The sequence below is a fragment of the Amycolatopsis speibonae genome (assembly GCF_042647925.1).
Taxonomy (GTDB): domain Bacteria; phylum Actinomycetota; class Actinomycetes; order Mycobacteriales; family Pseudonocardiaceae; genus Amycolatopsis; species Amycolatopsis speibonae.
The window spans coordinates 1-24,387 of the sequence record NZ_JBHRWK010000053.1 but is presented as its reverse complement, the minus strand read 5'-3'; the positions used below and the strand labels follow the sequence as shown (position 1 = coordinate 24,387).

General features: G+C 68.7%; 26 protein-coding genes. 7 read left to right on the top strand and 19 right to left on the bottom strand.

Translation table 11 applies throughout. The features are described from left to right. Positions 1–56: 56 nt before the first annotated feature. Together ACFOSH_RS29455 and ACFOSH_RS29450 are read right to left on the bottom strand one after the other, a co-directional pair. Positions 57–1,559 (bottom strand): aldehyde dehydrogenase family protein, encoded by a 1,503-nt coding sequence (locus ACFOSH_RS29455; protein WP_378242341.1) that lies wholly within the window; start codon positions 1,557–1,559, stop codon positions 57–59. Positions 1,560–1,592: 33 nt separating this feature from the next. Next, on the bottom strand, positions 1,593–2,735 hold the full coding sequence (locus ACFOSH_RS29450) for an MFS transporter (RefSeq protein WP_378242340.1): 1,143 nt from the start codon (positions 2,733–2,735) through the stop codon (positions 1,593–1,595). Between the two features lie 62 nt (positions 2,736–2,797). Between ACFOSH_RS29450 and ACFOSH_RS29445 the strand changes: the two genes are divergently transcribed. Together ACFOSH_RS29445 and ACFOSH_RS29440 are read left to right on the top strand one after the other, a co-directional pair. After that, positions 2,798–3,742: an ArsR/SmtB family transcription factor gene (locus tag ACFOSH_RS29445; RefSeq protein WP_378242339.1), complete on the top strand. Its 945-nt coding sequence runs from the start codon at positions 2,798–2,800 to the stop codon at positions 3,740–3,742. A gap of 33 nt (positions 3,743–3,775) precedes the next feature. Continuing rightward, the gene (locus tag ACFOSH_RS29440) at positions 3,776–4,411 is read left to right on the top strand and encodes an MBL fold metallo-hydrolase (RefSeq protein ID WP_378242338.1); all 636 of its coding nucleotides are present in this window, start codon (positions 3,776–3,778) and stop codon (positions 4,409–4,411) included. Here ACFOSH_RS29440 and ACFOSH_RS29435 read toward each other — a convergent pair. The 4 genes from ACFOSH_RS29435 to ACFOSH_RS29420 form a co-directional block, all read right to left on the bottom strand. Then, positions 4,408–5,562 (bottom strand): DUF418 domain-containing protein, encoded by a 1,155-nt coding sequence (locus tag ACFOSH_RS29435; protein ID WP_378242337.1) that lies wholly within the window; start codon positions 5,560–5,562, stop codon positions 4,408–4,410. The two genes, ACFOSH_RS29440 and ACFOSH_RS29435, sit on opposite strands and share 4 nt — an antisense overlap. A gap of 80 nt (positions 5,563–5,642) precedes the next feature. Further along, on the bottom strand, positions 5,643–6,389 hold the full coding sequence (locus tag ACFOSH_RS29430) for a TetR/AcrR family transcriptional regulator C-terminal domain-containing protein (RefSeq protein WP_378242336.1): 747 nt from the start codon (positions 6,387–6,389) through the stop codon (positions 5,643–5,645). Positions 6,390–6,393: 4 nt separating this feature from the next. Then, positions 6,394–7,110, bottom strand: a complete 717-nt coding sequence (locus tag ACFOSH_RS29425; protein WP_378242335.1) for a DUF2334 domain-containing protein — start codon at positions 7,108–7,110, stop codon at positions 6,394–6,396. Between the two features lie 63 nt (positions 7,111–7,173). Then, positions 7,174–8,055, bottom strand: coding sequence for a phosphoribosylaminoimidazolesuccinocarboxamide synthase (locus tag ACFOSH_RS29420; RefSeq protein WP_378242334.1), 882 nt, complete (start codon positions 8,053–8,055; stop codon positions 7,174–7,176). A gap of 35 nt (positions 8,056–8,090) precedes the next feature. Here ACFOSH_RS29420 and ACFOSH_RS29415 point away from each other — a divergent pair, with 35 nt between their 5' ends. After that, positions 8,091–8,897, top strand: a complete 807-nt coding sequence (locus ACFOSH_RS29415) for an SAM hydrolase/SAM-dependent halogenase family protein (protein WP_378242333.1) — start codon at positions 8,091–8,093, stop codon at positions 8,895–8,897. On the opposite strand, the gene ACFOSH_RS29410 is transcribed toward ACFOSH_RS29415, so the two are convergent. From ACFOSH_RS29410 to ACFOSH_RS29365, 10 genes are all read right to left on the bottom strand, one after another. Then, the gene (locus tag ACFOSH_RS29410; protein ID WP_378242332.1) at positions 8,780–9,667 is read right to left on the bottom strand and encodes an MOSC domain-containing protein; all 888 of its coding nucleotides are present in this window, start codon (positions 9,665–9,667) and stop codon (positions 8,780–8,782) included. The genes ACFOSH_RS29415 and ACFOSH_RS29410 overlap by 118 nt on opposite strands. Positions 9,668–9,826: 159 nt before the next feature. Then, a complete protein-coding gene (locus ACFOSH_RS29405) occupies positions 9,827–10,567 on the bottom strand; it encodes an amino acid ABC transporter ATP-binding protein (protein ID WP_378242331.1) in 741 nt (246 codons plus the stop codon). Continuing rightward, positions 10,564–11,319 carry an amino acid ABC transporter permease gene (locus ACFOSH_RS29400; RefSeq protein WP_378242330.1) on the bottom strand — a complete coding sequence of 252 codons (756 nt, stop codon included), beginning with the start codon at positions 11,317–11,319 and terminating at the stop codon, positions 10,564–10,566. Before ACFOSH_RS29400 ends, ACFOSH_RS29405 begins: the two co-directional genes overlap by 4 nt. Then, on the bottom strand, positions 11,320–12,102 hold the full coding sequence (locus ACFOSH_RS29395) for an ABC transporter substrate-binding protein (RefSeq protein WP_378242329.1): 783 nt from the start codon (positions 12,100–12,102) through the stop codon (positions 11,320–11,322). It lies immediately after the preceding gene. A gap of 8 nt (positions 12,103–12,110) precedes the next feature. Beyond that, entirely contained in the window at positions 12,111–12,884 is a 774-nt protein-coding gene (locus ACFOSH_RS29390) for an ABC transporter substrate-binding protein (protein ID WP_378242328.1), read from the bottom strand. A gap of 5 nt (positions 12,885–12,889) precedes the next feature. Beyond that, positions 12,890–13,717, bottom strand: a complete 828-nt coding sequence (locus ACFOSH_RS29385) for a substrate-binding periplasmic protein (protein ID WP_378242327.1) — start codon at positions 13,715–13,717, stop codon at positions 12,890–12,892. A gap of 257 nt (positions 13,718–13,974) precedes the next feature. Next, positions 13,975–15,405, bottom strand: coding sequence for an adenylosuccinate lyase (gene purB / locus ACFOSH_RS29380; protein WP_378242326.1), 1,431 nt, complete (start codon positions 15,403–15,405; stop codon positions 13,975–13,977). A 289-nt stretch (positions 15,406–15,694) separates the two neighbouring features. After that, complete coding sequence (locus ACFOSH_RS29375; protein ID WP_378242325.1) at positions 15,695–16,288, bottom strand: TetR/AcrR family transcriptional regulator; 594 nt, start codon at positions 16,286–16,288, stop codon at positions 15,695–15,697. Positions 16,289–16,419: 131 nt separating this feature from the next. Beyond that, entirely contained in the window at positions 16,420–17,124 is a 705-nt protein-coding gene (locus ACFOSH_RS29370; protein ID WP_378242324.1) for a hypothetical protein, read from the bottom strand. Next, positions 17,111–17,629 (bottom strand): SigE family RNA polymerase sigma factor, encoded by a 519-nt coding sequence (locus ACFOSH_RS29365; RefSeq protein WP_378242323.1) that lies wholly within the window; start codon positions 17,627–17,629, stop codon positions 17,111–17,113. The genes ACFOSH_RS29370 and ACFOSH_RS29365 overlap by 14 nt, the downstream gene beginning before the upstream one ends. 135 nt (positions 17,630–17,764) lie before the next feature. Between ACFOSH_RS29365 and ACFOSH_RS29360 the strand changes: the two genes are divergently transcribed. From ACFOSH_RS29360 to ACFOSH_RS29350, 3 genes are all read left to right on the top strand, one after another. Next, positions 17,765–18,793 (top strand): threonine aldolase family protein, encoded by a 1,029-nt coding sequence (locus tag ACFOSH_RS29360; RefSeq protein ID WP_378242322.1) that lies wholly within the window; start codon positions 17,765–17,767, stop codon positions 18,791–18,793. Positions 18,794–18,795: 2 nt separating this feature from the next. After that, positions 18,796–19,386 (top strand): HAD family hydrolase, encoded by a 591-nt coding sequence (locus tag ACFOSH_RS29355; protein WP_378242321.1) that lies wholly within the window; start codon positions 18,796–18,798, stop codon positions 19,384–19,386. An 89-nt stretch (positions 19,387–19,475) separates the two neighbouring features. Next, positions 19,476–20,297, top strand: coding sequence for an SAM-dependent methyltransferase (locus ACFOSH_RS29350; protein ID WP_378242320.1), 822 nt, complete (start codon positions 19,476–19,478; stop codon positions 20,295–20,297). Here ACFOSH_RS29350 and ACFOSH_RS29345 read toward each other — a convergent pair. The 3 genes from ACFOSH_RS29345 to ACFOSH_RS29335 form a co-directional block, all read right to left on the bottom strand. Further along, on the bottom strand, positions 20,294–20,476 hold the full coding sequence (locus ACFOSH_RS29345; protein WP_005152523.1) for a hypothetical protein: 183 nt from the start codon (positions 20,474–20,476) through the stop codon (positions 20,294–20,296). The two genes, ACFOSH_RS29350 and ACFOSH_RS29345, sit on opposite strands and share 4 nt — an antisense overlap. A gap of 92 nt (positions 20,477–20,568) precedes the next feature. Next, on the bottom strand, positions 20,569–21,750 hold the full coding sequence (locus tag ACFOSH_RS29340; protein WP_378242319.1) for a pyridoxal phosphate-dependent aminotransferase: 1,182 nt from the start codon (positions 21,748–21,750) through the stop codon (positions 20,569–20,571). A gap of 9 nt (positions 21,751–21,759) precedes the next feature. Then, complete coding sequence (locus tag ACFOSH_RS29335) at positions 21,760–22,662, bottom strand: TetR/AcrR family transcriptional regulator C-terminal domain-containing protein (protein WP_378242318.1); 903 nt, start codon at positions 22,660–22,662, stop codon at positions 21,760–21,762. A 160-nt stretch (positions 22,663–22,822) separates the two neighbouring features. On the opposite strand from ACFOSH_RS29335, the gene ACFOSH_RS29330 reads away from it, so the two are divergent. Beyond that, positions 22,823–24,007 carry an FAD-dependent monooxygenase gene (locus ACFOSH_RS29330; protein WP_378242317.1) on the top strand — a complete coding sequence of 395 codons (1,185 nt, stop codon included), beginning with the start codon at positions 22,823–22,825 and terminating at the stop codon, positions 24,005–24,007. Positions 24,008–24,387 lie beyond the last annotated feature (380 nt).

Sequence of the window (24,387 nt, the reverse complement as noted above, 5' to 3'; positions counted from 1 at the left end):
TTCCTGACGTTTTTCGTCAGGAACGACCCTTTCATGACATTCGCGAGACGGAGGGGTCAGCGTTTGCCGTGCAGGACGGTGATCAGCTTCGCCACCAAAGCGTCGGTCTTTTCCTTGCGGGAGAACGAGGTCAGCACGATCGGCGCGGTGAAACGCTGCCGCGCGACGGCCTTGGGCCGGGCGAACTCGCGCAGGCCTTCCGGGCCGTGGATCCGGCCGAAGCCCGAGTCGCCGACGCCGCCGAAGGGCAGCGAAGCGATACCGGCGAAGGAAAGCGGCGCGTTGATCGACGTCATGCCGGTGCGCAGGCGGGAGGCCAGTTCGAGGCCGCGCGACTTCGAGAACACCGTCGAACCGAGGCCGTACTTCGTGTCGTTGGCCTTCTCGACGGCCTCGTCCATGTCACGGACCTTGGCGATGGTGACGGTCGGGCCGAACGTCTCCTCCTGGACGGCCGAGGAATCCTCCGGCACGTCGACGAGGACCGTCGGCTGGACGTAGCGGTCGCCGACCGCGTCGACGCCGCCGACCAGCGCCTTGCCGCCGCGTTCGATGGCGTCGGCGATGTGGCGTTTGATCACCGCGAGCTGCGAAGGCATCGTCACCGGGCCGTACTGCGCGGCCTCGTCCGAACCGGCCCGCACGTCCTTCGACTTCTCGACGACCTTCGCGACGAACTCGTCGTGCACCCGCTCGTGGACGTACACGCGCTCGACGCCGATGCAGGTCTGGCCCGAGTTGGAGAACGCGCCCCAGACGGTCGCGTCGGCGGCGGCTTCGAGGTCGGCGTCCGCGTCGACCAGGACAGCGTCCTTGCCTCCAGCCTCGATGATCACCGGCGTGAGCGTCTCGGCGGCCGCGGCCATGATCTTCTTGCCCGTGCCCGTCGAGCCGGTGAAGGCGATCTTGTCGACGTTCGCGCTGACGAGAGAAGCGCCGGTCTCCCCGAAGCCGGTGATCAGCTGCAGCACCGGCCACTCCGGGACGACCTCGTTGAAGGCGTCGACCAGCCATTTCCCGACGCCCGGCGTGTACTCGCTCGGCTTGAAGACGACGGTGTTGCCAGCGGCGAGGGCGTAGGCGATGGAGCCGAGCGGGGTGAACACGGGGTAGTTCCAGGGGCCGATCACGCCCACGACGCCGAGCGGCTGGTACTCGACCGTCGCCGCCTGGTTCGACATCATCAGCCCGGCCGCGCGGCGCTGCTTGCCGAGGATCTTGCGCGCGTTCTTGCCCGCCCACGCGATGTGCTCGATGGCGAGGACGCTCTCCAGCTGCGCGTCGGCGAGGGGCTTGCCGGTCTCGTCGCGCACGACCTGGCACAGCTGCGGCAGCCTGCGGGTGATGACGCCCTTCCAGCGGCGCAGCCGTTCGGCGCGACCGTCGTAGCCGAGCCCGGCCCACCATTCGGCGGCGTCCTTCGCGCGGGCGACAGCGGCGCGGACGTCCTCCGGCGTGTGCACCGGATAGGTGCCGACGACCTCGTCGGTCGCCGGGCTCAGGGAATCGAAGGTCTCCCCCACGCTGTGCGCGGTCGGCTTCGGCTGGACTGCGGTCATCGACTTCTCCCGTGTCTCGGCTCAAAGCCCAGGCTACGACGTTACTGACGGCGTGCCAATAGCTCGCCTGGGGTGGGCCACCAGCATTACACAGGAGACGAGAGCCGCAAGGACACCGAGAAGCGGGGCCAGCCAGACCGGCAGTATCCCGATCGCCAGCGAGCCCAGCCCGAACCCGGACGCCTGCACGGTGAAAGCCAGCGAGAACCCCTCCGACCGTCGGCGTTCCGGCAGCAGTTTCTGCAGGTTGACCGACGAGACGGCCATCAGCGGACCGGTGCAGAGCCCGATCAGCGCGACCCCGCCGAGCAGCCCGGCCCAGCCGAGGCCCGCCGACACCACGATGCCGCCGAGCACGAAACCCGCCAGGAACAGTCGTGGATCGCCGACCTTCCCCCGCGCCGCGTAGAGCGCGCTCCCGGTGATGCTGGCGGCGCACAGCACGACGATGACGATCGCCGTCGCCGAATCGGGGGCGCCGAGGCGCTGGACGAGCGGCAGCAGGCCGACCTCGATGGTCGACAGCAGCAGTCCGACGGTGAACAGGCCCATCAGCCAGGGGACACAAGCGGCGACCGGGAGCGCCTGGTGCTCGACCGTCCTTTGTGGATCATGGACGACGGTCCGCCGCGGTACGAGCAGGGCCGCGAGCAGGGCGACGACGGCCATCGCGAGCAACGGGACGGCCGGGCCGGACGTCGCCAGGAGCGCCACCAGCAGCGGTCCGCCGACGATGACGCCTTCCATGATCATCGCGTCGACCGAAACGGCCCGGGGCAGCTCGTCTTCGGTCACCGTCCCGGCGAGCAGCGTCCGGAAACCACCGTTCAGCCCGCCCGCGAGAAGCCCCGGCGGGATCGCCAGCGCGAGCAGCACCAGGTCCGGGGCGCCGGCGGAGGCGACCGCGGCCAGCAGGAACAGTCCCGCGGCGACCAGCGGCAGCAGCACGACGAGACCCCGCGCGGGGCCGACGCGGTCGAGCAGCCGCCCGGTCGGCACGGCGCCGACCATCTCGGCGGCGACGAAGACGGCCATCATGACCCCGCCGAGCCGGTACGAACCGGTCGTCGCGGTGGTCAGCACGGTGAAGGCCAGCGGCGCCATCGTGGCGGGCAGCCGGTTCAGCTGGACCCCCGCCGACCAGCGCCAATACCCGGAATTGCGAAGCAAGGTCATACCTGGAGACCCTGCCGAACCAGACCTGGCGAGAGCCACTGATTAGGGAATAGCCTAATCGGATGATCGAGCTGGTCCTGACCGCCGAAAGCGCCAACCGCGTCCGCTTCGGCATCTCCCCGCTCGACGAGACCATGGGCGCGATGCAGACCCTGCTCGGACGGCGCGGGCATCCGAGTCATCTGCCGTGGCTGCGCGAAGCCGCCGCGAAACTGCCGGACCTGCCCATCGACGATTTCGCCAGGGTGATGAGCGCGCGGCACTACATCACCGACTTCCTCAGCCCGCCGCCGACCGGCCCGGAGACCACCGCGTCCGCGCAGCTCGCCGAGATCCGCCGCACACCACCGGATCAGGTCGCCCACGAACTGTCCAAAGTGGACGCTAACCTGAGCGGACTCCCCGAAGACCCGGCCGAGGCGAGAGACCTTCTGTCCGAGCAGATGGAGATCGCCTGGACCGAGCTGGTCGAACCGCACTGGCCCCGGGTGCGCCGCTTCCTCGTCGCCGACATCGAGGAACGCTCGCGACGCCTGGCCGCGGGTGGCATCGCGCTGGCGCTGGAGGGCATCCACCCGCGGGTGCGGCTCGTCGACGACGTCGTGGTGATCGAGATGAAGGAACGCAGCCGCGTCCACCTCGGCCGCCGCGGGCTGCTGCTGATCCCCGGCGTCTTCGCGTGGCCGTCGGTCGGGGTGATCACGATGGAGCCGTGGCAGCCTTCGCTGCTCTACCCGGCTCGCGGTGTCGCCGAACTCTGGTCGGATCCCGAACGCCCGCCCGGCGCGCTCGCGGGAGTCCTCGGCAGGACGAAGGCCGCGCTGCTCACGACGCTCAACGAGCCCGCGAGCACCACCGAGCTGGCACGCAGGCTCGACTTCTCCGCGCCGACGGTCTCGCGGCATCTGACCGCGATGCGCGCGGCGGGCCTGCTCGACACGCGGCGACGCGGCCGCGAAGTGCGTTACCTGCGCACCGAACTTGGCGACGCCTTGCTCCGGGCATAGGCTGGAAATGACCTACCGCGAAGGAGAACACCGATGCGTATTGTCCACTTTGGACACGCTTGCACACTTCTGGAGACCGAGGGCGCGCGGATCCTGATCGACCCCGGCACCTTCTCGGTGGGCTTCGAAGGCGAGCGTGAGCTGGACGCCATCCTGATCACCCACCAGCATTTCGACCACCTCGACGCGGACAGGCTGCCCGCGCTGCTGGAGGCGAACCCCGGCGCCCGGCTGATCGTCGACCCGGGTTCCGCCGAGGCGGTGCGGAAGCTCGGCGCCGAGTTCCAGGTCGCGAACCCCGGCGACGCCTTCGACATCGGCTCCAGCAGCGTCAACGTCGTCGGTGGCGAACACGCCGTGATCCACGAGGACATCCCGACGATCCCGAATGTCGGTTACCTCGTCGACCACGGCGCCTTCTACCACCCGGGCGACTCGTTCTTCGTGCCGGAACAGAAGGTCGACGTCCTCGGCCTGCCCACCGGCGCCCCGTGGCTCAAGGCCGGCGAAGCCGTCGACTACCTGCGTGCCGTGTCGCCGCGCCTTGCCGTCCCGATCCACGAAGCCGTTCTCGCGCGGCCGCAGATGCACTACGGCCTGTTCGCCAACCTCGCCCCGGAAGGCACCGAGGTGAAGGTGCTCGACGTCGGGGAGCCGGTGAAGATTTAACTCCGGTAGGCGAGTTTCCGCACCAGGATCTCCGCCGGGCCGCGGTAGCCCTTCCGGTGCATCCAGTACGCGACGACGACCGAAAGCAGCCACACGCCGAGCCCGCAGGCGGCCGCCACGAACGTCGGGTTCTTCGCCTGGCCACCCAGGCCCAGCATGAACGGGGGCGCCAGGATCAGCCACGCCACCGACTGGAACAGGTACGCGCTCAAGGTGCGCTGCCCGAGGGCGGAGATCGCGGTGGCGACCACGCCGCGACGTTTCTTCTTGCCGACAGCCATGCCGATGAGGCCGAACAGGCTGAGGTAGCCGATCGCGCCGAACACGCCCGCTCCCTCGTACAGCGTCTTGGCGAACCCGGCGGTGTCGGCGTCGAACTGGAGGTAGTCGCCGGTGTAGAGACCCATCGGCAGGGCGCCCGCGATCGCGACGCCGAATCCGCCGAACAGGCCGACGAGGAGGATCTTCCGGTTCGGCTCCTCCAGAAAGCGCTTCTTGGCGGCCCAGGCACCCACCCAGACGAAGAGGATCGACGGCAGCAGGATCAGCGTGATGGACGGCCATTCCACGAGACGCTCCTGCAGGGCTTCGCCGTACGTCGTCGCCAGGGAGGACGCGTCTTCGGGGGACGGGACCGGCGCGCCCCCGGAGTTCCCGGAGAGCACCAGGTACATCAGCACGGCGAGGTAGCAGAGGGCGAAGACCAGGTAAAAGGCCGGAAGCCGATAGAAGCCCTTGCCGCGCCGCAGGAGCAGCAGGGTGAACGCGACCCCGATGACGCCGTACGCGCCGAGCACGTCACCGGAGAAGAACAGCACCCCGTCGACGGCGCCGAAGACCAGCAACCACGCGTGCCTCCGGAGCAGGACACCACGCGTCCGGGACCACGACTCTCCCAGCGCCTGCTGGCGATCCGCGAACTGCACCATCCCGTAGCCGAGCATCATGCCGAACAGCGGCAACGCGCACGCGTGCACGAAGACGAACAGCAGCACGAAGTACGGCCGTTCCAGGCCCTGCGGCGTCTGATCGACGCCCGGCGAGTTCCCCAGGAAGATGCTCGCGGTATGCGCCAGCGCGACCAGCAACAGCGCGAAACCTCTGGCCAGATCCGGTGCGAGCACCCGCTCGCTGGTCGGCAACGACTTCATTGTTCCCCCTTGGAAGACCTTAGTATCCAACGTACACTAAATAATGTCCGCCGGATACTAAAGCCAGGGAGGGCTTCCGGTCAGTTCGCGTCGATGAGCGCGGCCACGCCGTCGAGAACGACGTTGAGACCGAAGCCGAACTCAGGGTCCTCGTCCTGATCGGGCGCGCCGAGCCCGGAGGTCAGGAAGCCCACCGCGTCGGGGAAACGCTCCGGGTCGATCAGCTCGGCGAGGCTCTTGCCGTAAGCCTGTTCGGCCTGTGACTGGCTCAGCCCGCTGCCTTTCCGGCCCTCCGCGAGCTGGATGGCCTGCGCGCACGCGAGGCGCACATAGCCGCTGACCAGGACCAGGACCCCGCCCCTGGTGCCCCAGTCGAGACCGGTTTCGCGCAGCGTGCGCAGGATCGCGTCCATCCAGGCGACCGCGTTCGGCCCCGCCGGAGGACCGGAGAGCGGCAGCTCGACCAGCCACGGATGACTCATCAGCGCGTCGCGGTTGGCCTCGGCCAACAGGGTCAGCTCGGCCCGCCAGTCGCCGGCGGGCTCCAGCGGCGGCGGATCGCCGATGGCGAAATCGGCCATCAGCTCCAGCAGCTCCGACTTCGAGCCGATGTGGCGGTACAACGACATCTTCGTGACGTCCAGGTCCTTCGCCACGTTCGCCAGCGTCACGTTCGCGACGCCTTCGCGATCGGCCAGAGCCACCGCGGCCGCCACGACACTGTCGATGTCGAGCACCGACGGCCTGCCCCGGGTCGGGCGTTCCGACCGGCGCCAGAGCCGCATCAGCGTCGCCTGCGCGTCACTCCGGTCACCGTCGTCGGTCATCCCGTCAATCTAGTTGGAGCGACCGCGGTCGCGAGAGCGAGCCGTAAGTGGCCCCGAAAGCGCGGTTCTCCAGCGAGACGTCGACGGCGTCGAGGAACGCCTGCCGCAGCCCCGGCCGGGCGAGGTCCGCGGCGTCGATGCCGAGCCGCACGAGCCCGCCCCGGCGCGCGGCCCTGGCGGCGGCCAGCACCAGCGCGAAACACCGGACGGTCTCCGTCCGGTGCGACGGCCCGCCGAACTCCTGGACCCTGGCACGTTGGACCTGGCCGGACACCAGATCCCGCACCGAGACCAGGTCCGCGCACAGCTTGAACCCATGCTCGCGCAGGGCCTGCACGGTGCCCTCCGACGCGATCCAGCGCGGCGGCGCGAACCCGTCGACGGCCATGCCGTTGGCGTCGAGCGCCGCCTTCGCCGCGATGAGCCGAAGCCGCGCCTCATGCGCGGGCAGCGCCGCGAACTCGGCGCGTTTGCCCAGCTGGACAGCGCGGTGGGTGGGGGTGATCCGGTGGTCGTACCCGTGCAGGAGCACGGAGTCGCCGCTTTCGCGGCGTGTCCGGACCCAGGCTGTCACGGGGCCCTCGCCGGTGCGAGCGGCGTAGAGCACGGACAACGGGACCTTGCGCCTGTCGAGCTCGGCCGCGAGGTCGGCACAGCGGTGCAACGTCCGGGTGGTCACGCCGGACAGGGAAACCAGCAAACGTGCGTCCACGATGCCCATTGGGCCAGACCGGCCTTGCGCCGGACTGACGACGGCGTGAACGCCGCAGGTCAGCCGGGCGAATCAGGCGGGCCAGTCGTCGAGCGAACAGCCGGTGATGCGTTCGTACGCGTTGATGTACCTCGCCCTGGTGGCGGCGACGATCTCGTCGGGCAGCGGTGGCGGCTCCGGTCTCTCCAGCCGGTGCCAGCCCGACGCCGGACCGGTCAGCCAGTCGCGCAGCGGCTGCTTGTCGAACGACGGGAGCGGGCTGTCCGGGGTGCGACCGGCCGCCGGCCAGTATCGTGAGGAATCCGGGGTCAGGACCTCGTCGGCGAGCACCAGGTTCCCTTCCGGGTCGATGCCGAATTCGAGTTTCGTGTCCGCGAGCAGGATGCCGCGTTCGGCGGCGAACTCCGCGCCGCGGCGGTACACCGCCAGCGTCGCCTCGCGGACTTCCTCTGCCCGCTCGCGGCCGAGCTGCCCGACGACGTCGGAAAAGGCGATGTTCTCGTCGTGCGAACCGTGATCGGCCTTGGTCGCGGGGGTGAAGATCGGTTCGGGGAGCCGGGAGGACTCGGTCAGGCCGGGGGGAAGTTCGACGCCGCAAACCGTGCCGGTGGCGCGATAGTCGGCGAGTCCGGTGCCGGTGAGATAGCCGCGGGCGACGGCTTCGAGCGGCAGCATCGCCAGCCGCCGCACCAGCAGCGCGCGGCCGCGGACCGCGGCGGGGATGCGTTCGTCGTCGTGGGAGACCAGGTGGTTGGGGAGGACATCGGAGAGCTGGGAGAACCAGAACACGCTCATCGCGGTGAGCACCCGCCCCTTGTCCGGGATGGGGGTGTTGAAGATGACGTCGTAGGCGGAGATCCTGTCCGAAGTGACGAGCAGCAGATGCTCGTCATCGACGGCGTAAAGCTCACGGACCTTGCCGGCGGCGATCTTCGGGTATTCGAGCGTCGTCACGGCTGCACCCTAGCGATCAAGGATGATGGCTGATCATGCCGATCCACTGCGTTTCGTTCACTACCGATTACGGGCTGAGCGACGGTTTCGTGGCCGCGTGCCACGGGGTGATCGCGCGGATCGCGCCGTCCGTGCGGCTGATCGACGTGACCCACGAGATCCCTCCGCAGCAGGTCAGGACCGGCGCCGAGGTACTCGCCCAGACCGTGCCGTATCTGCCGGAGGCCGTCCATCTCGCCGTCGTCGACCCCGGCGTCGGCACGGCGCGGCGCGGTGTCGTGGTGGTCACCGAACGCGGAATCCTCGTCGGCCCGGACAACGGAATCCTCATTCCCGCCGCCGAAACACTCACCGGGGTGATAGCGGCGTACGAACTCGCGGCCCCTCGATACCGCCTTCCGGTGACGTCGTCGACGTTCCACGGGCGCGACGTCTTCGCCCCCGCCGCCGCGCATCTCGCGCTCGGCGTCGCCCCGGAGGAATTCGGGCCGCGCGTCGACGACCTCGTGCGGCTGCCGGACCCGTTCGTCGCGGTGTTCCCCGGCAAACTGGTGGCGGAAGTGCTCACGGTCGACCACTTCGGCAACGTCCAGCTGGCCGCGGGCCCCGCCGACCTCGAACTGGCCGGGCTGTCCGGCACGGTCTCGGTCAGCAGCGAACACGTCCTGGTGAAAGCGCTGGTCGGCGACACCTTCGGCACGGTGCCGCCGGGCTGGAACGTGCTCTACACCGACTCGTCGGGGCGGCTCGCGGTCGCCGTGAACGGCGGTTCGGCCTCCGGCGTGCTCGGGCTGGGACCCGCCCAGGAATGCACGATCACCTCGTCACCGACGGCCAGCTGACCCGGACCGGTCACCGCCATCTTGATCCCGAACGAGACCCCGCCTTCGGGTTCGCGCCGGTAGTCGGCGAGCGACCGGATCGGCTCGGGACCCGCCTTCTTGCCGGTCTCCTGATCGACCATCGGCACCGTGCAGCGGATGCAGACCTTGGCGTACCCCAGCTCCAGGCCGCCGGCGGTGAGCGAGCGGACGTCGTCCTCGCGGTGCGGCTCCGGCCAGCCCGCGACGACGACGTTGGGCCGGAAGCGGTCCATCGGCACGGCTTCGGCGCCGCGAGAGGCGATGCGCTCGTTCAGACCGTCCAAAGAGGACTCGGACGTCAGCAGGATCGCGTGCGCGTCGGCGAACGCGGCGGTGCCGGGGATCTCGCCGTTGGTGACGCGCTCGTGCTCCGGCGCGAGCCCGACGAAAATCGACGGCAGGCCCAAGACGTCGGAGAACCACTCGGCGGCCTCGGCGCCCTGGTGGACGCCCTTGCCCTGCCAGGTGAACGTCGACGCGGGCTGCCGTGGCCCGTCCGTGGCTGTCTCGACCAAGAGGTCTTCGACGCCGGGAGCGGCGAGCCGCAGCCGGGCGCCGTCGTCCAGCACTTCGGCCAGGATCGAAGCCATCACCGGATGCTTCCGCTGGCTGCGGAACTCACCGTCGGGCGACACGACCATCCAGGCACGGTCGAACCGCAGGCCCGCCGGGGTGACGTCGGCGGTTTCGACCGACGTCCCCGCGCAGCCCTTGACCGGGTAGTAGACCAGCTTCGCCACTCTCGCCATGGCCGCAGATTAGCGACTCGGGCCTCGTGAGCGTTACGGACGGCTGCTGAGGAGGAGGTGAGGGGCAGGTGAGGCCTCGGTCGGGGTGGTCGTGAGTGGCAAGTGGGGTTAGAACGACACTTGCCACTCACGACCAAGGAGGCCTTCATGGACACCGCGTCAGAGCACCTGGGAAAGGAAGCGCTGCAGACGCTCGCTCCGCGGAGCGTCGAAGATCGCCTCCGGTGCGTCGTGTTCGACGATCTTCCCGTCGTCCATGAACGCGACCTCGTCGGCGACGCCGCGCGCGAAGCCCATCTCGTGGGTGACCACGAGCAGCGTCAGCCCGCGCTCGGCGAGCCCGGCCATCAGGGTGAGGACGCCCTTGACCAGCTCCGGGTCCAGCGCGCTGGTGGCCTCGTCGAACAGCATGACCTCGGGCTCCATCGCGAGCGCCCGCGCGATCGCGACCCGCTGCTGCTGCCCGCCCGAAAGCGCGCTCGGCCGGTACGGCGCCTTGTCGGCGAGGCCGACCTCGGCGAGGCGGGCGTGCGCTATCTCCGCCGCCTCCTCCTTGCCGAGCTTCCGCACACTGCGCAGCGGCAGGGTGATGTTGTCCAGCACGCTGCGGTGGCCGAACAGGTTGAAGTGCTGGAACACCATCCCGACCCGCTGGCGCAGCGCGTCCGGGTCGGACGAGATGACGCTCTCGCCGCCCAGCAGCAAGTCGCCCGAGTCGGGCTCTTGCAGGCGGTTCACGCAGCGCAGCAGCGTCGACTTGCCGGAGCCCGAAGGCCCGATGATGAAGGTCGTGCGGCCCTTCTCGACCTTGAGGTTCACGCCCTTCAGCACTTCGAGGGTGCCGAAGGAGACGTGGATGTCGCGGAGCTCGACGCTCGACGAACGGATGGCGGCGGTCATGACATCGGCACCTTTCCGGCGTTCAGGACTTCCAGTTCGTCACCGTCGTCGGGCCGGACCTTCCTGCCGGTGCGCAGCTTCTTGTCGATGTAGTTGACCAGATGCGTCAGCGGCACGGTGATCACCAGGTAGAAGACACCCGCCGCGACCAGCGGCGACAGGTTCCCGGTGTTGGCCGCGAGGTCCTGCCCGATGCGGAACAGGTCACGCTGCTCGGCGAGGAAACCGAGGAAGTACACCAGGCTGGAGTCCTTGACCAGCGCGATGAACTGGTTCACCAGCGCGGGCAGCACGCGCCGCACCCCTTGCGGGATGACGACGAGCGCCATCGCCTTGGTGTAGCTCATGCCCAGCGCGCGGCTGGCCTCCATCTGTCCTTTTTCGACACTCTGGATGCCTGCCCGGAAGATCTCGCCGATGTAGGCGGCCGCGATCAGGCTGAGCGCCAGGATGCCCAGCGGGTAGGTGTTCCTGGCCATCGACGGGATGAGGATCCCGCCGCCCTGCCCGATCACCAGGATGGTCAGGATCGCGGGCAGGCCGCGGAAGATGTCGGTGTACACCCGGGCGGGCCAGCGCAGCCACACCTTGGTGGACAGGCCCATGGTGGCCAGCAGCATGCCGAGCACGGTGCCGATCACCGCCGAGAACACCGACATGATCAGCGTGTTCAGCAGGCCGGTCTCGAGGAGGTCCGGGAGGACTTCCCAGATGTAGTCCCAGTTGAGGAAGGTGGTGAAGAAGTCGTTCACTTATCGCTGCCCGGCCTTGAAGTCCGCGGGCACCGGCGCGTTCGGTTCGAACCGCTGGTGCACCTTTTCCCAGGTCCCGTCGGCGATGACCGCCTTGAGACCCGCGTTGATCTTGCCCGCGAGTTCGGTGTTGCCCTTCTTGACGGCGAAACCGTGCGGGATGGTCGTGGTGATCGCCTTGACCACCTTGAGCTTCGCGTCCGGGTTCTTGGCCGCGTAGTCCTCGGCGGTCGCCTGGTCGAAGATCGCGCCGTCGATGGCACCGTTCTTCAGCGCGGCCAGTGTGGCGGCGTCCTGCGGGAACCGCACGGCCTGCGCGGTGGGCGCGTTCGCGGCCAGCCAGCTGTCCGAAACGGTTCCCTGGACGACGCCGATCCGCTTGCCCGCCAAGGAGTTCTCGTCGGTGATCCCGCTGCCTTCGCGGGCTTCGATGCCGAGCGACTGGTAGTTGTACGGCGCCGAGAAGTCGACGGTCTTGCGGCGTTCGTCGGTCTGGGAGATCCCCGAGCTGCCGATGTCGAACTTGCCGGTGGCGACCTGGCTCAGCAGCGCCGAGAACTCCGTGGAGACGAACTCGAGTTTCAGGTTCTGGTTCGCGGCGATGGCCCTCAGCAGCTCGTTGTCGAACCCGGTGAACACGCCGTTTTCCTGATAGGCGTTGGGTTTCGAGTCGCTGAGGGTGCCGACGCGCAGGGTACCCGCGCCGGCGTCCTCACCGCCGCCGCACGCCGCCAGCACCGCCAGGAGGGCGGCGCCGACAGCGGCGGCAAGTGACTTCTTCATCGTGATCCTCACGCCTTGAACTGGTCCGGGACCGGCGCCGTGGGCAGGAACTTCTCGTGCAGTTTCACCCAGGTGCCGTCGGCGATGACCTGCTTGAGGCCGTCGTTGATCTTGGTGAGCAGCTCGGTGTTGCCCTTCTTCACCGCGAAACCGTGCGGCACGTCGGTGGTGAAGGACTTCACGACCTTGAGCTTCGTGTCTGCGCTCTCCTTGACGTTCGTCTCGGCGATCGCCTGGTCGAGGATGTAGGCGTCGACGGCGCCGCTCTTCAGCGCGGCCAGCGCGGGGGCGTACCCCGGGAAACGCACGGCCTGCGCGTCCGGCACGGTCGAGGTGAGCCACTTGTCGCCGACGGTCGCCTGGATGACCGCGACCCGCTTGCCGGAAAGGGCCTTCTCCTCGGTGATCGGCGAGCCGTCCTTGGTCTGGATGCTCATCACTTCGAAGTTGTACGGGCTGGAGAAGTCGACGTTCTTCTTGCGCTCGTCGGTCTGCGCGATGGCCGAGCTGCCGATGTCGAACTGGTTGTTCGCGACCTGGCCCAGCAGCGACGAGAAGTCGGTCGAGGCGAACTCGAGTTTCAGGTTCTGCTTGGCGGCGATGGCCTTCAGCAGTTCGTTGTCGAAGCCGGTGAAGTTGCCGTTCTCGACGTAGATGTTCGGCGGAGCGTCGCTCAGCGTGCCGACACGAAGGGTCTTCTCGGTGGCGGATTCGCCGCCACCGCAGGCGGCGAGCACGGCGACGAGACCGGCGGCCAACGTGGCGAGGAGTATCTTTTTCATCGTTTTCAAATCCCCGCGTTCTGCACGGGCAGGCCGGGGCCGCCCTGTTCGAGTTCCTTGGGCAGCGGCTCGGTCTTGAAGAACCGAGCGTGCAGGCGGGCGACGGTGCCGTCCGCCACGGCCTTCGCGAGGCCGTCGTTGAGCTTCTTCAGCAGGTCCTTGTTGTCCTTGCGGACGGCGAACGCGGACGGCGTGTCCTTGGTCTCGACGGTGTAGCCGAGCTCCAGCGGCACGGCCGGGTTCTGGTCGAGGTACTTCTGCCCGATGTCCTTCGGCACGACCCAGCCGTCGAGGCCGCCGGCCTTCAGCTGCGCGAAACCGGCGTTGTAGTCGGGGAACCGGACGACGTTGGCGCCGGGCACCTTGCCGCTCGCGAAGTCGTCCTGCACCGACGCCTGCACGACGCCGAGCCGCTTGCCGCTGAAGGAGGCGACGTCCTTGAGCGCCGCGCCCTTCTTGGTGACGATCGTGGTGAACCCGGTGGAGTAGCCGTTGCTGAAGGCGACGGTCTTCTTGCGGGCTTCGGTGGTGGAGATCGTGGAGCTGCCGATGTCGAACTTGTTCGTGGCGACGGAGGCCAGCAGACCGGCGAACTCGGTGCCGACGAACTCGACCTCGAAGCCCTCGCGCTTCGCGATGTCGCGCAGCAGCTCGTTGTCGTAGCCGGTGAACGTGCCGTTCTCCAGGTAGATGGACGGCGGCGCGTCGGTCAGGGTGCCGACCCGCAGTTTCTGGCCGCTCGCGCCCGTGTCACCGGAGCCGCAGGCGGCGAGGGCAAGGGTGGCCGCGCCCGCCGTGACGACGGCGACGATTTTCTCCCATGTGGATCTCATCGCTTCTTCCGTGGGTTTCGGCGCCAAGGCGCGATACAAACACGCCAGGCCGCCTCATGGGCGGCCTGGCGCTCCGGGTTCAGCGATCGAGATTAGGCATTTCGCCCGATCGAGTAATCCCATCTCACTCTGTGAACGTCATCGGGTGGGTTCGCTCACACTGCGTGAGGGCGGCTGAAGGGGACTTTGCCCTCATCTCACGCGGCGAAGGATGCTTTCCCCCCGTCACATGCGGGGAAAGCGTCCTTCGGCTGCGGTCAGAGGATCGGGGCAGGCGAGTAACCGGCGGCCTCCGGGAAACGCTCCAGGATGTCCGAGACGCGGGCGGCGATCGCGGCCACCTGACGCGGGGCGACACCGGTGAACGAGATCCGGTCGGCGAGCAGTTTGTCCAGCTCACCGCGGTCGAGCGGGATCCGCTCGTCGGCGGCGAGCCGGTCGAGGAGGTCGTTCTCCGCCAGCCCCTGCTCCCGCATGGCGAGCGCGACGCCGACGGCGTTCTCCTTGATCGCCTCGTGAGCGGTTTCACGCCCGACACCCGCGCGGACCGAGGCCATGAGCACCTTGGTGGTCGCGAGGAAAGGCAGATAGCGATCGAGCTCACGGGCGATGACCGCCGGGAAGGCCCCGAACTCGGCCAGCACCGTGAGGAAGGTCTCCAGCAGCCCGTCCAGCGCGAAGAACGCGTCGGGCAGCGCGACCCGGCGGACGACGGAGTCGGACACGTCGCCTTCGTTCCACTGGTCACCGGCGAGTTCGCCGATCATCGACAGGTAGCCGCGCAGCACGACGGCGAGCCCGTTGACCCGTTCGCACGAACGCGTGTTCATCTTGTGCGGCATGGCCGACGAACCGACCTGGCCCGGTTTGAAGCCCTCGGTGACCAGTTCGTTGCCCGCCATCAGGCGGATCGTCTTCGCCAGGCTCGACGGGGCGGCCGCGAGCTGGACCACGGTGGACAGCACGTCGAAGTCGAGCGAACGCGGGTACACCTGGCCGACGCTGGTGAACACGTTCTCGAACCCGAGGTGCGCCGCGACCCGCTTCTCCAGTTCGTCCAAAGTGGACTCGTCGCCGAGCAGGTCGAGCATGTCCTGCGCGGTGCCGACCGGGCCCTTGATCCCGCGCAGCGGGTACCGGCCGATCAGGTTCTCGAGCCGCTCGAACGCGACCAGCAGTTCGTCGGCGGCGGTGGCGAACCGCTTGCCCAGGGTCGTCGCCTGCGCGGCGACGTTGTGCGAGCGGCCGGCCATCACCGTGTCGGCGTGTTCGACCGCGATCGAGGCGAGGCGCGCCAGCACCGCGCCGACGCGGCCGCGCATCAGCTCCAGCGAGCGCAGCAGCTGCAGCTGCTCGACGTTCTCGGTGAGGTCACGCGAGGTCATGCCCTTGTGGACGTGCTCGTGCCCGGCGAGCGCGTTGAACTCCTCGATCCGGGCCTTCACATCGTGACGGGTGACCCGCTCGCGCGCGGCGATCGAGTCGAGGTCGACCTGCTCCAGCACGCGCTCGTAGTCGGCGACCACACCGTCCGGCACCTCGACGCCGAGGTCGGCCTGCGCCCGGAGCACGGCGAGCCAGAGCTCACGCTCCAGCACGACCTTGCGTTCCGGGGACCAGAGTTCGACCAGCTCAGGCGAGGCGTAGCGGCCGGCGAGCACGTTGGGGATGCGGGGCTTGTCCGTCACGCGGCCAGACTAACCCGGCCGGGATCGGCTCTCGCTCGCGGCCGAACGCCCTCCCGCACTTCGCCCTCCAGTGATTCGTGTCGTGCCCTCCGGCGGATCTCGCGTGCTTGAACCCGGAACACGCGTGACTGAAGGCGGAACTCACGTGATTGGACACCGCACACACGAGTTCCGCCTTCAAATACGCAAGTTCCGTGTTCAAGCACGTGAGTTACGGGTCCGATCACGTGAGTCGCGGAGAGACGGACCACCGCATTCAGAGGGCGAAACGCGGCGGAAGAGAGCGGAGTCAGGCCAGGGCGGTCTGCAGCATCCGGGCGGCGGCGGCGCGCGGCTCCGGGTCGACCTCGATCAGCGCGTTGACCACGGCACCGTCGACCAGGGCGACCAGCCGCTCCAGCTCGGCGGCGTCCACAGGGGTGCCGGAGCGCGCGAAGATCTCGTGGAGCAGTTCGTACAGCTGCGCGGACAGCGTCCGCATCAGGGGCCGAAGGTAGGGACGACGCCCAGTCCCGACGAGGCGCTCGTAGCGCAGCAGGACCGCTTCGGCGTCCGCCTCGCGATCCGGGCGGAGCGGGCCGAGGAGCATGTCCAGCACCAGGTCGACGGTGGCCTCGACCCCGCGGTTGCGGGTCGCCAGCTCGTCGAGCCGGTGCCGCCCGGTCTCCAGTTCCTGGTTCGCGTGGTGCTCGACGGCGGCCGTGACGAGCTCGTCGAGTGAATCGAAGTAGTACGTCGTCGAGGCCAGCGGCAGGCCCGCGCGTTCGGCGACCGCACGATGCCGCACGGCGTCGAAACCGCCCTCGGCCAGCAACGACGCGGCGGCCTCGATGAGCTCGGCACGGCGTCGCTCACCCTTCGGCGTGGTCGCTGCGGCGGTCATGGCGGGCTATTTTGCCAGGTGCCCGGGGAACCCGTCGTCGGACACGGCCTTACTTCCCGGCGTGCCGGCCGTTTTCCAAGAGGTCCGGACCGGCGAAGGCCGGCGATTCCGCGATCTGGAGCGGACCAGGCTCAGTAGCGGGCGGCGAGCACCCCGACAAGCCTGTCGACGTCGGACTCGGCGAACGCGGGCCCGCCCGAGCCGTCGCCGAGACTCACCACGATCACCAGCGATCCCTTGGCGGTGGTCCGCCGCGCGTCGGCGGCACCGGCGGGCATCGGCGGGACGGACGAGCCAGCCGGGAAGACCGCGGCGGAGATCGAGCCGCCCGGCACCTGGAACCCCGCGGACCTGGCTCCCGTCGTACAGATGTCGCCGGGCGTCGACTTGGCGACATCCACGGGGACCGGGAGCTCGCCAGCGAGGGCGGTGGCGAGCTCCCGGTCCACCTGGTCGCACCCGAAGGTGCCTTCGGCCGTCATCTGGCCGGTCTTCTCTGGGCCGCCGCCCCCCTGCTGAGGCGGCGGATTCGAGAAGTTCGAGGGGTCCCCGCTGTCAAGAGGACGTGCGGACGCCGCCCCGGGTTGCCCCGGGGAAGCAGCTTGGTTGTCGGATTTGGCGGCGCTCCCCATCGGGATCTCGGTTCCGCCGAGCACGCCGAACATGCCCACTCCGGCCAGAACCAAGACCACCGCGCTACAGGCCACCGCGATACCGTTTCGGCGTCGGGCAGTGGCGCGTTTGGAGGCGCGGACGACGTCGGCGGTGTCGAAGGACGGCGACGGCGCGTCGCCGGGGGCGTCACGGAACAACGCCTTCAGGTCATTCTCGTCCATCCCGTGCCACCTCCTCCTTCTCCATGACTTGCCTGAGGTTCGCCAGCCCGCGCGCGGTCTGGCTCTTCACGTTTCCTTCGCTGCACCCGAGCGCCTTCGCGGCGGCACCGACGTCCAGCCCCTCGAAGAACCGGAGCACCAGCACCGCCCGCTGTTTCGGGGGCACTTCGCGCAACGCGGCCAGCAGGTCTTCCCTGGTGACGACCTGTTCGCCGAGGTCGAAGCCGTCCTGCGGCGGTTCGGGCAGCTCTTCGGTCTGCCACTCCCGCCGCCATGGCCGCCTCGACTCGTCGATGGCCGCTCTGACCAGCGTCTTCCGCACGTAGGCGTCGGTCGCCGCCCGTTCTCTGATCTTCGTCCACCTCCGGTGCAGCGCGACGAACGCCGTCTGCGCGAGGTCGTCCGCGCGATGCCAGTCACCGCAGAGCATGTACGCGGTCCTGCGCACGGAGTCCCGCTTCGCGGCGAAGTACTCCGCGAACTCTTGTTCGTCGCGCTGGTTCACGCGGTTGTTGTCTCCGCTCTTGCCTCGTCGGTGGGTAGGACGGAACCGGGGGCGTCCACGGTTGCATGAGCGGGCGCGACGGACCAGCCGGGGAGGAGATTCATGGCGAGCCCGTCGATGTGATGTGATCGTACCGTGACCTCGCGCTCTCTCCCGTTGATCGATTTCCGCTCCGACACCGTGACCCGGCCGGACGACGTCATGCGACAGGCCATGGCGAAGGCCGAGGTCGGCGACAACGTCCTCGACGGCGATCCCACCGTCGGCGCCCTCGAACAGCGCGCCGCGGAGCTCCTTGGCATGCCCGCCGCGCTCTGGACGCCGACCGGGACCATGGCCAACCTGATCGCGCTGAGCCTCCACCTCCAGCGCGGAGACAAGTTCCTCGCGCCGCGCGGCTCGCACGTGATCACCGACGAGCTCGGTTCCGCCGCCTGGCTCGCGGGCGGTATGCCGGAGCCGCTGGAGCACGACGCCGGACCCGGACGGCCGACGCCGGAAACGCTTTCGGCCGCGATCGGCAACCCTCGCGGGCCGTACTACGCGCTGCGAACCCCGCTGCTGTGCCTGGAGAACACGCACAACTCGGCGGGCGGCGCGATCACCCCGCCCGACGAGCACGCCCAGCTGGTCGCGGTGGCGAAGGAGGCCGGGCTGACCGTGCACCTCGACGGCGCCCGCCTCTGGCACGCGGCTGTCGCGCTGGGGCTCCCGCCCGCGGCGCTCACAGTCGGCGTCGACACCGTTTCGGCCTGCTTCTCCAAGGGTCTCGGCGCGCCCGTCGGCTCGGTGGTGGCGGGCAGTCGCGAGTTCGTCGAGAAGGCGCGGCGGATGCGCCAGATGCTCGGCGGCGGCGTCCGCCAGGGCGGCGTGCTGGCCGCGGCCGGGCTGGTCGCGCTGGACCGCGTCGGCGATCTGGCCGAGGCGCACGAGAACGCGACCCGGCTCGCGGCCGGGTTCGCCGAACACGGCTGGGAGGTCAACACCCCCGAGACCAACATCGTGCAGGTCACGGCGCCCGACCTCGAAGGCAGGCTGGCATGGCTGGCCGGGCTCGGGATCCGGACGCTGCCCAGCTCGGGCCGGATCCGGTTCGTGACGCACCGGGACCTTTCGGCCGCGGACATCGAAGAAACCCTTCAACGCATCAAGACCGGGGGCTGAACATGAACTGGATCGTCTTCGACTACGGCGACGTCATCAGCAAGCACACCGACGCGCTGCCTGCCCTGGCCGGGGCTTTCGACCTCGAACTCGCCGACTTCGAGCCGCACTACTGGGCCGAACGGGACCGGTACGACTCCGGCGGCACGGACCTCGACTACTGGCAGAGCGTCGGCCGCGCGCTGGACGTGCCGGTCGACAAGGCCTTCGCCGACGAGCTGACCCGCATCGACGTCGCCGGCTGGACGCACCTCGAACCGGACGTGCTCGATCTGCTGGAAGGGCTGCACGAGGCGGGTGCGGCGCTCGCGCTGCTCTCCAACGCGTCGTCGACCTTCGGCCGCTGGGTGCGCGAGCAGGAATGGGCGGACCTGTTCCGCGTGAAGCTCTTCTCCGGCGACCTCGGCTGCATGAAGCCCGACGAGAAGATCTACCGGATCCTGCTCGCCGAACTCGGCGCCGAACCGGCCGACTGCCTGTTCTTCGACGACCGTCAGTCCAATGTGGACGGTGCGAGGGCGATCGGGATGAAGGCCGAACGCTGGGTCGGCGTGACAACAGCGCAATCCGCCTTCGGCTCTTCGGAGGAATAATTCACCCTCGTCGTTCATCCGCTTACCTGCGGTGAAGTAGATGACCTACGCTGGACCCGTCCAGACCGATTCACCCCCGGTAGGTGCCCATGTCAGCGGACCAGCGCCCGTTCGTTCCGGTCGACTTCGACCGGCCGAGCATCGCGCGGGTCTTCGACGCGCTCATGGGCGGCCAGGACAACTACGAGGCCGACAGGGTGGTGCTGCGCCAGATCCTGGAGCTCGCACCGGAATCGCAGGTCATGGCCAAGGAGGTCCGGCACTGGCTGGTCCGCACCGTGCGCTACCTGACCGACCGGGAAGGCATCGACCAGTTCCTCGACCTCGGCTCCGGCTTCCCGACCGTGGACAACACGCATCAGGTCGCGCAGCGGTACAACCCCGAGGCCCAGGTCGTCTATGTCGACCATGATCCGGTGGTCCAGGCGCACGGGCGCGCGATTCTCGCGGCGAACGACTTCGCGCATATGACGGCTGCCGACCTGACCCGGCCGACCGAGGTCGTCGAGGAGCTCAAACGCACCCACCGGCTGGACTTCGACCGGCCCACCGGACTGATCCTGTGCGCGATCGTCCACCACGTCCCGGACCTCGACGAGGCGCGGAAGATCGTCCGCGCCTACGTCGACGCGCTGGCCCCGGGCTCGTTCGTCGCGCTGCTGCACCAGCACAACCCCGCCGACGGCTCTGAAGCGGCCGACATCGCGACGTCGCTCGAGAAGCGCTTCGACGGTACTGGGCTGGACACGCTGTACCGCACGCGTGAGGAGATCGAGTCCCTGTTCGAAGGACTCGACCTCGTGGAACCCGGGCTGACGTACCCGCACCTGTGGTGGCCGGACGGCCCGCGCTTCACCCCGCTTTCGCCCGTGCACTTCACGTCGCTCGGCGGGGTGGCGCGCAAACCTTAACGCAGCTGCTTCGGGGTGCCCTTGCCCTTGATGGCGCCATAAGCGGCCGTGCCGAGGAAGACCGCACCGCCGATGACGGCGATCCAAAACACGGCCTTCACGAGGAAACCGAGCACGGACCCGAGCACCATGAAGGCGACCCAAGCCAGGATCAGCCCGCCGACGATCTTCCAGAACATGGCATCCTCCGATTGCCTCACCGTGCCCGAGCGGGCCCGGTGAGTCCAGGTTGTCAGGCGAAGCTCGTAAGCGCCTTCGTTCTGCCTAACGTTCAGGGTGAATTCCGGGTTCCCCCTGACCCGGTGAGCCAGTCGCCGAGCCTGCGGACCCCCTCGTCGATGTCCTCGCGCGAGCCCGCGAACGAGAACCGCACGAACCTGCCGCCGTCGACGGGGTCGAAGTCGATGCCAGGGGCGATCGCGACGCCAGTGTCGGCGAGGAGGCGCTGACACCAGCTGAGGCTGTCGTTCGTGTACTCGGAGACGTCGGCGTAGGCGTAGAAGGCGCCTTCGGCCGGCGCGAGCTTGTCGATGCCGATGCCTTTGAGGCCGGTGAAGAGCGCGTCGCGGTTCGCGCGGTAGCGCTCGACGTGGCCGTCGGCCTCCGCGTACGACTCCTGGGTGAACGCGGCGATCGCGGCGTGCTGGGAGACCGCGGGCGGGCAGATGGTGAAGTTGCCGGTCAGGACGTCGATCGCGCGGTGCAGCCGCTGCGGCGCGAGCATCCAGCCGAGCCGCCAGCCCGTCATGGCGAAGTACTTGGAGAACGAGCCGAGGACGAGCGCCTCCCGCCCGTACTGCCAGGCGCAGTCGAGTCCGGCCCCGTAGGAGATCCCGTGGTAGATCTCGTCGCTGATCAACTGGACGCCGTGTGACGCGCACCAGCCGCTGATCGCGGCGAGTTCGCCCGGCGGCAGGACGGTGCCGGTGGGATTGGCGGGGCTGGCCACGATGAGTCCCTTGATCGGCCCCAGTTCGTCGAGCAGGCCGACCGTCGGCTGGAAGTTCGTTTCGGCCCCGGTGGCGAACTCGACGACCTCGCAGCCGAGCACCTTGAGCAGGTTGCGGTAAGCCGGGTAGCCGGGACGCGCCATCGCGACGCGGTCGCCCGCCTCGAAGGCACTGAGGAACGCGAGCAGGAAGCCGCCGGAGGAACCGGTCGTCAGGATGACGTCCTGCGGGCTCACGTCGACCGGGTACGTGCGGTCGTAGTGCGCCGCGACGGCCTCGCGCAGCTCCAGGATGCCGAGTTGCTCGGTGTAGCCGAGGGTGTGGTCCTTCAGCGCCCGCTGGGCGGCTTCGAGCACCGGCCGCGGCGCCGGCGCGGACGGCTGCCCGGCGACCAGCGGGACCAGGTCCCCGTGACTGCGTTGCCGGGCCTGCGCGGCCGAGAGGACGTCCATGACGTGGAACGGCGGGACATCGGAGCGGGCGGCGGGACCGGGGAAGGACATGGGGTGAGGCTAACTCGCCTTCGCCACGAGAACCGAGAAGCCGTCGAGGAGCCGCTGAAGGCCGAACTCGAAGAGCGTGTCGAGGTCGTAGTCGAACGGGGCGCGCGAAACGACGCCGGCGAAGTTCGGGAAACGACCGCCGGAGACCAGGTCCCAGAGGATCGGTTCGTGCTCGGCGAGCCAGGCGTCGGCCGAGACCGCCGTCCCGGATTCACTCTCGGCCTCGGCCTCGAAGTTGAGGGCGATGCCGCGGACGTGGGTGAAGATCGTGATGTGCGCGTACATGATCGTCGACGCCGGGAGGCCGTGACCGTCGAGTGCGCGGGTGGCCCAGTCCGCGTGGCTCAGCAGGTTCGGCAACGGCTGCGGGCGGGTGATCGAGAGCGCCTGCGCGAGCCAGGGATGCCGCCGGAACAAGGCCCATTGGGCCCTGGCCATCAGCTCCAGCTGGGCACGCCAGCCGGGCGGAGGTTCGGGCGGGAAGCGGATCTCGCCGAGGGCCAGGTCGGCCATTTCGAGAATCAGCTCTTCCTTCGCGGTGACATGGCGATAAAGCGCCATCGTCGCGACGCCGAGACCGGACGCGACGCGGCGCATCGAAAGCGCGCGGATGCCCTCGGCGTCGGCGATCCGGATCGCGGCCTTCACCACCCGCTCGCGGGACAGCTCCGCCTCGGTACGTGGTGCGGGCTTCCGGGTGCGGCTCGCGACGACCGTGCCCGCGCCGGGTTTGGCGACGACCAGGCCGTCCCGTTTGAGCGTGGCGAGCACCTTCGTCGCGGTCGCCATCGCGACGCCCCACTCCGCGATGATCCGGCGCGTCGACGGGACCTTGTCGCCTTCGCGCAGCTCACCGGCGACGATCCGGCGGCGGATCTCGGCGGCGATCCGCAGGTAGGGCGGCTCGGCCATGGACGACTCCTTGCCGTAGTGCGCTTCGCTTGCCTTCGACTGCCGCACTACCTTAATCGCACTAGTGCACTGGAGTAAATCAGTTCGTTTTCCTGGGCGCCGGTAGTAGCACTCATACGGTGTACGCAGTGCTTCAATACACCGTACACAGGGAGTTGACATGCGGAAGGTCCTGATTTCGGGGGCGGGAATCGCCGGTACGACGCTGGCGTACTGGCTGCGACGGCACGGTTTCGCGCCGACGGTCGTCGAGCGGGCTCCCGCGCCCCGGGTCGGCGGTCACGCGGTCGACATCCGCGGCACCGCGCTCGGCGTCGTCGACCGGATGGGGGTGCTCGGGCGCCTCCGGGAACTGAAGACGGACATGCGCGGGATGTCGTTCGTGAACGGCGAGGGCAAGTCACTGGCGAAGGTCGCCGACCACACGCTGACCGGCGGGCTCACCGACAGCGACGACGTCGAGATCCTGCGAGACGACCTCACGGACACACTGGCGTCGGCGGCTCAGGAAGGCGTCGAGTACGTCTTCGGGGACTGGATCACCGGGATCGTGCAACGGACCGACTGCGTCCGGGTCACCTTCGCCCGCGGCGAGACGCGGGACTTCGACCTCGTCGTCGGCGCGGACGGACAGCACTCGGCCGTCCGATCACTGGTTTTCGGTGCGGAGAAACAGTTTTCGCATCATATGGACACCTTTCTCGCGGTGTTCACCGTGCCGAACTTCCTCGATCTGGACCGCTGGCAGACGTTCCACATGACGCCGGGGAAACTGGCGGGCCTGTACAGCGCGCGAAACAACACGGAGGCGCGGGCGATGCTCGGCTTCCAGTCACCGGAACTCGACTTCGACCGGCATGATCCCGAGCAGCAAAGGAAACTGATCGCCGACCGTTTCCTCGGCCAGGGCTGGGAAGTGCCTCGGCTGCTGCGGGAGATGGAGACGAGCGAGCTGTACTTCGACGCCATGACCCAGATCCGGATGGACCGGTTCACCGAAGGGCGGGTCGCCCTGGTGGGCGATGCGGGCTACGGCCCTTCGCCACTTTCGGGACAGGGCACGAGTTTGGCGCTCGTCGGGGCTTACGTGCTCGCCGGTTCACTGGCCTCTTCGCCGGACCATCGCGCCGCTTTTGCCTCCTACGAAAGGGAAATGCGGCCGTTCATCCGGTTGAACCAGGCGCTGGCGGCTCTGAACCAGAAGAAGCAGAGCCGGTTTCAGCAGTGGAAGCAGATCCAGTCGATGCGGATGCTGCCGTATCTGCCGTTCCGGGATCGGCTGATGAAAGCGGCCATGCGGCCACTGACGGAAGCGGCTAACGCGTTGGTACTGAAGGACTACTGAGGCTCCGGCGCGTTTGGGCTCGTGAGTGGCAAGGCTCGGATAAGTGGAGGGCCGAGGGGCACGACCTTGATCCGGGACCGGGTGACCTCGCGACGGTATCGCCGGCAAAGGCAAAGGTGTCTTGTCGGTCGGAGTGAAGAGGACTTTCGCCGCATCGCATGCGGGGAAGGAGCCTTCGCGTCACGTCCGCAAAGGTTCCGGTGCCCTGAACCGCGCCGCGGAATATCAAGTCACCGAACCCCAGAGTGCCCCCGATGTGGCATTGGGGACACTCACCGATGCTGTTGGTTTATTCGGGGTGGTGGCGTCTACGCTGGTCAGGGTCTTGTGATGATCGCGGATCTGTGGAGTGTGGCTGCTGATGTCGTTGAAGCCGGTGC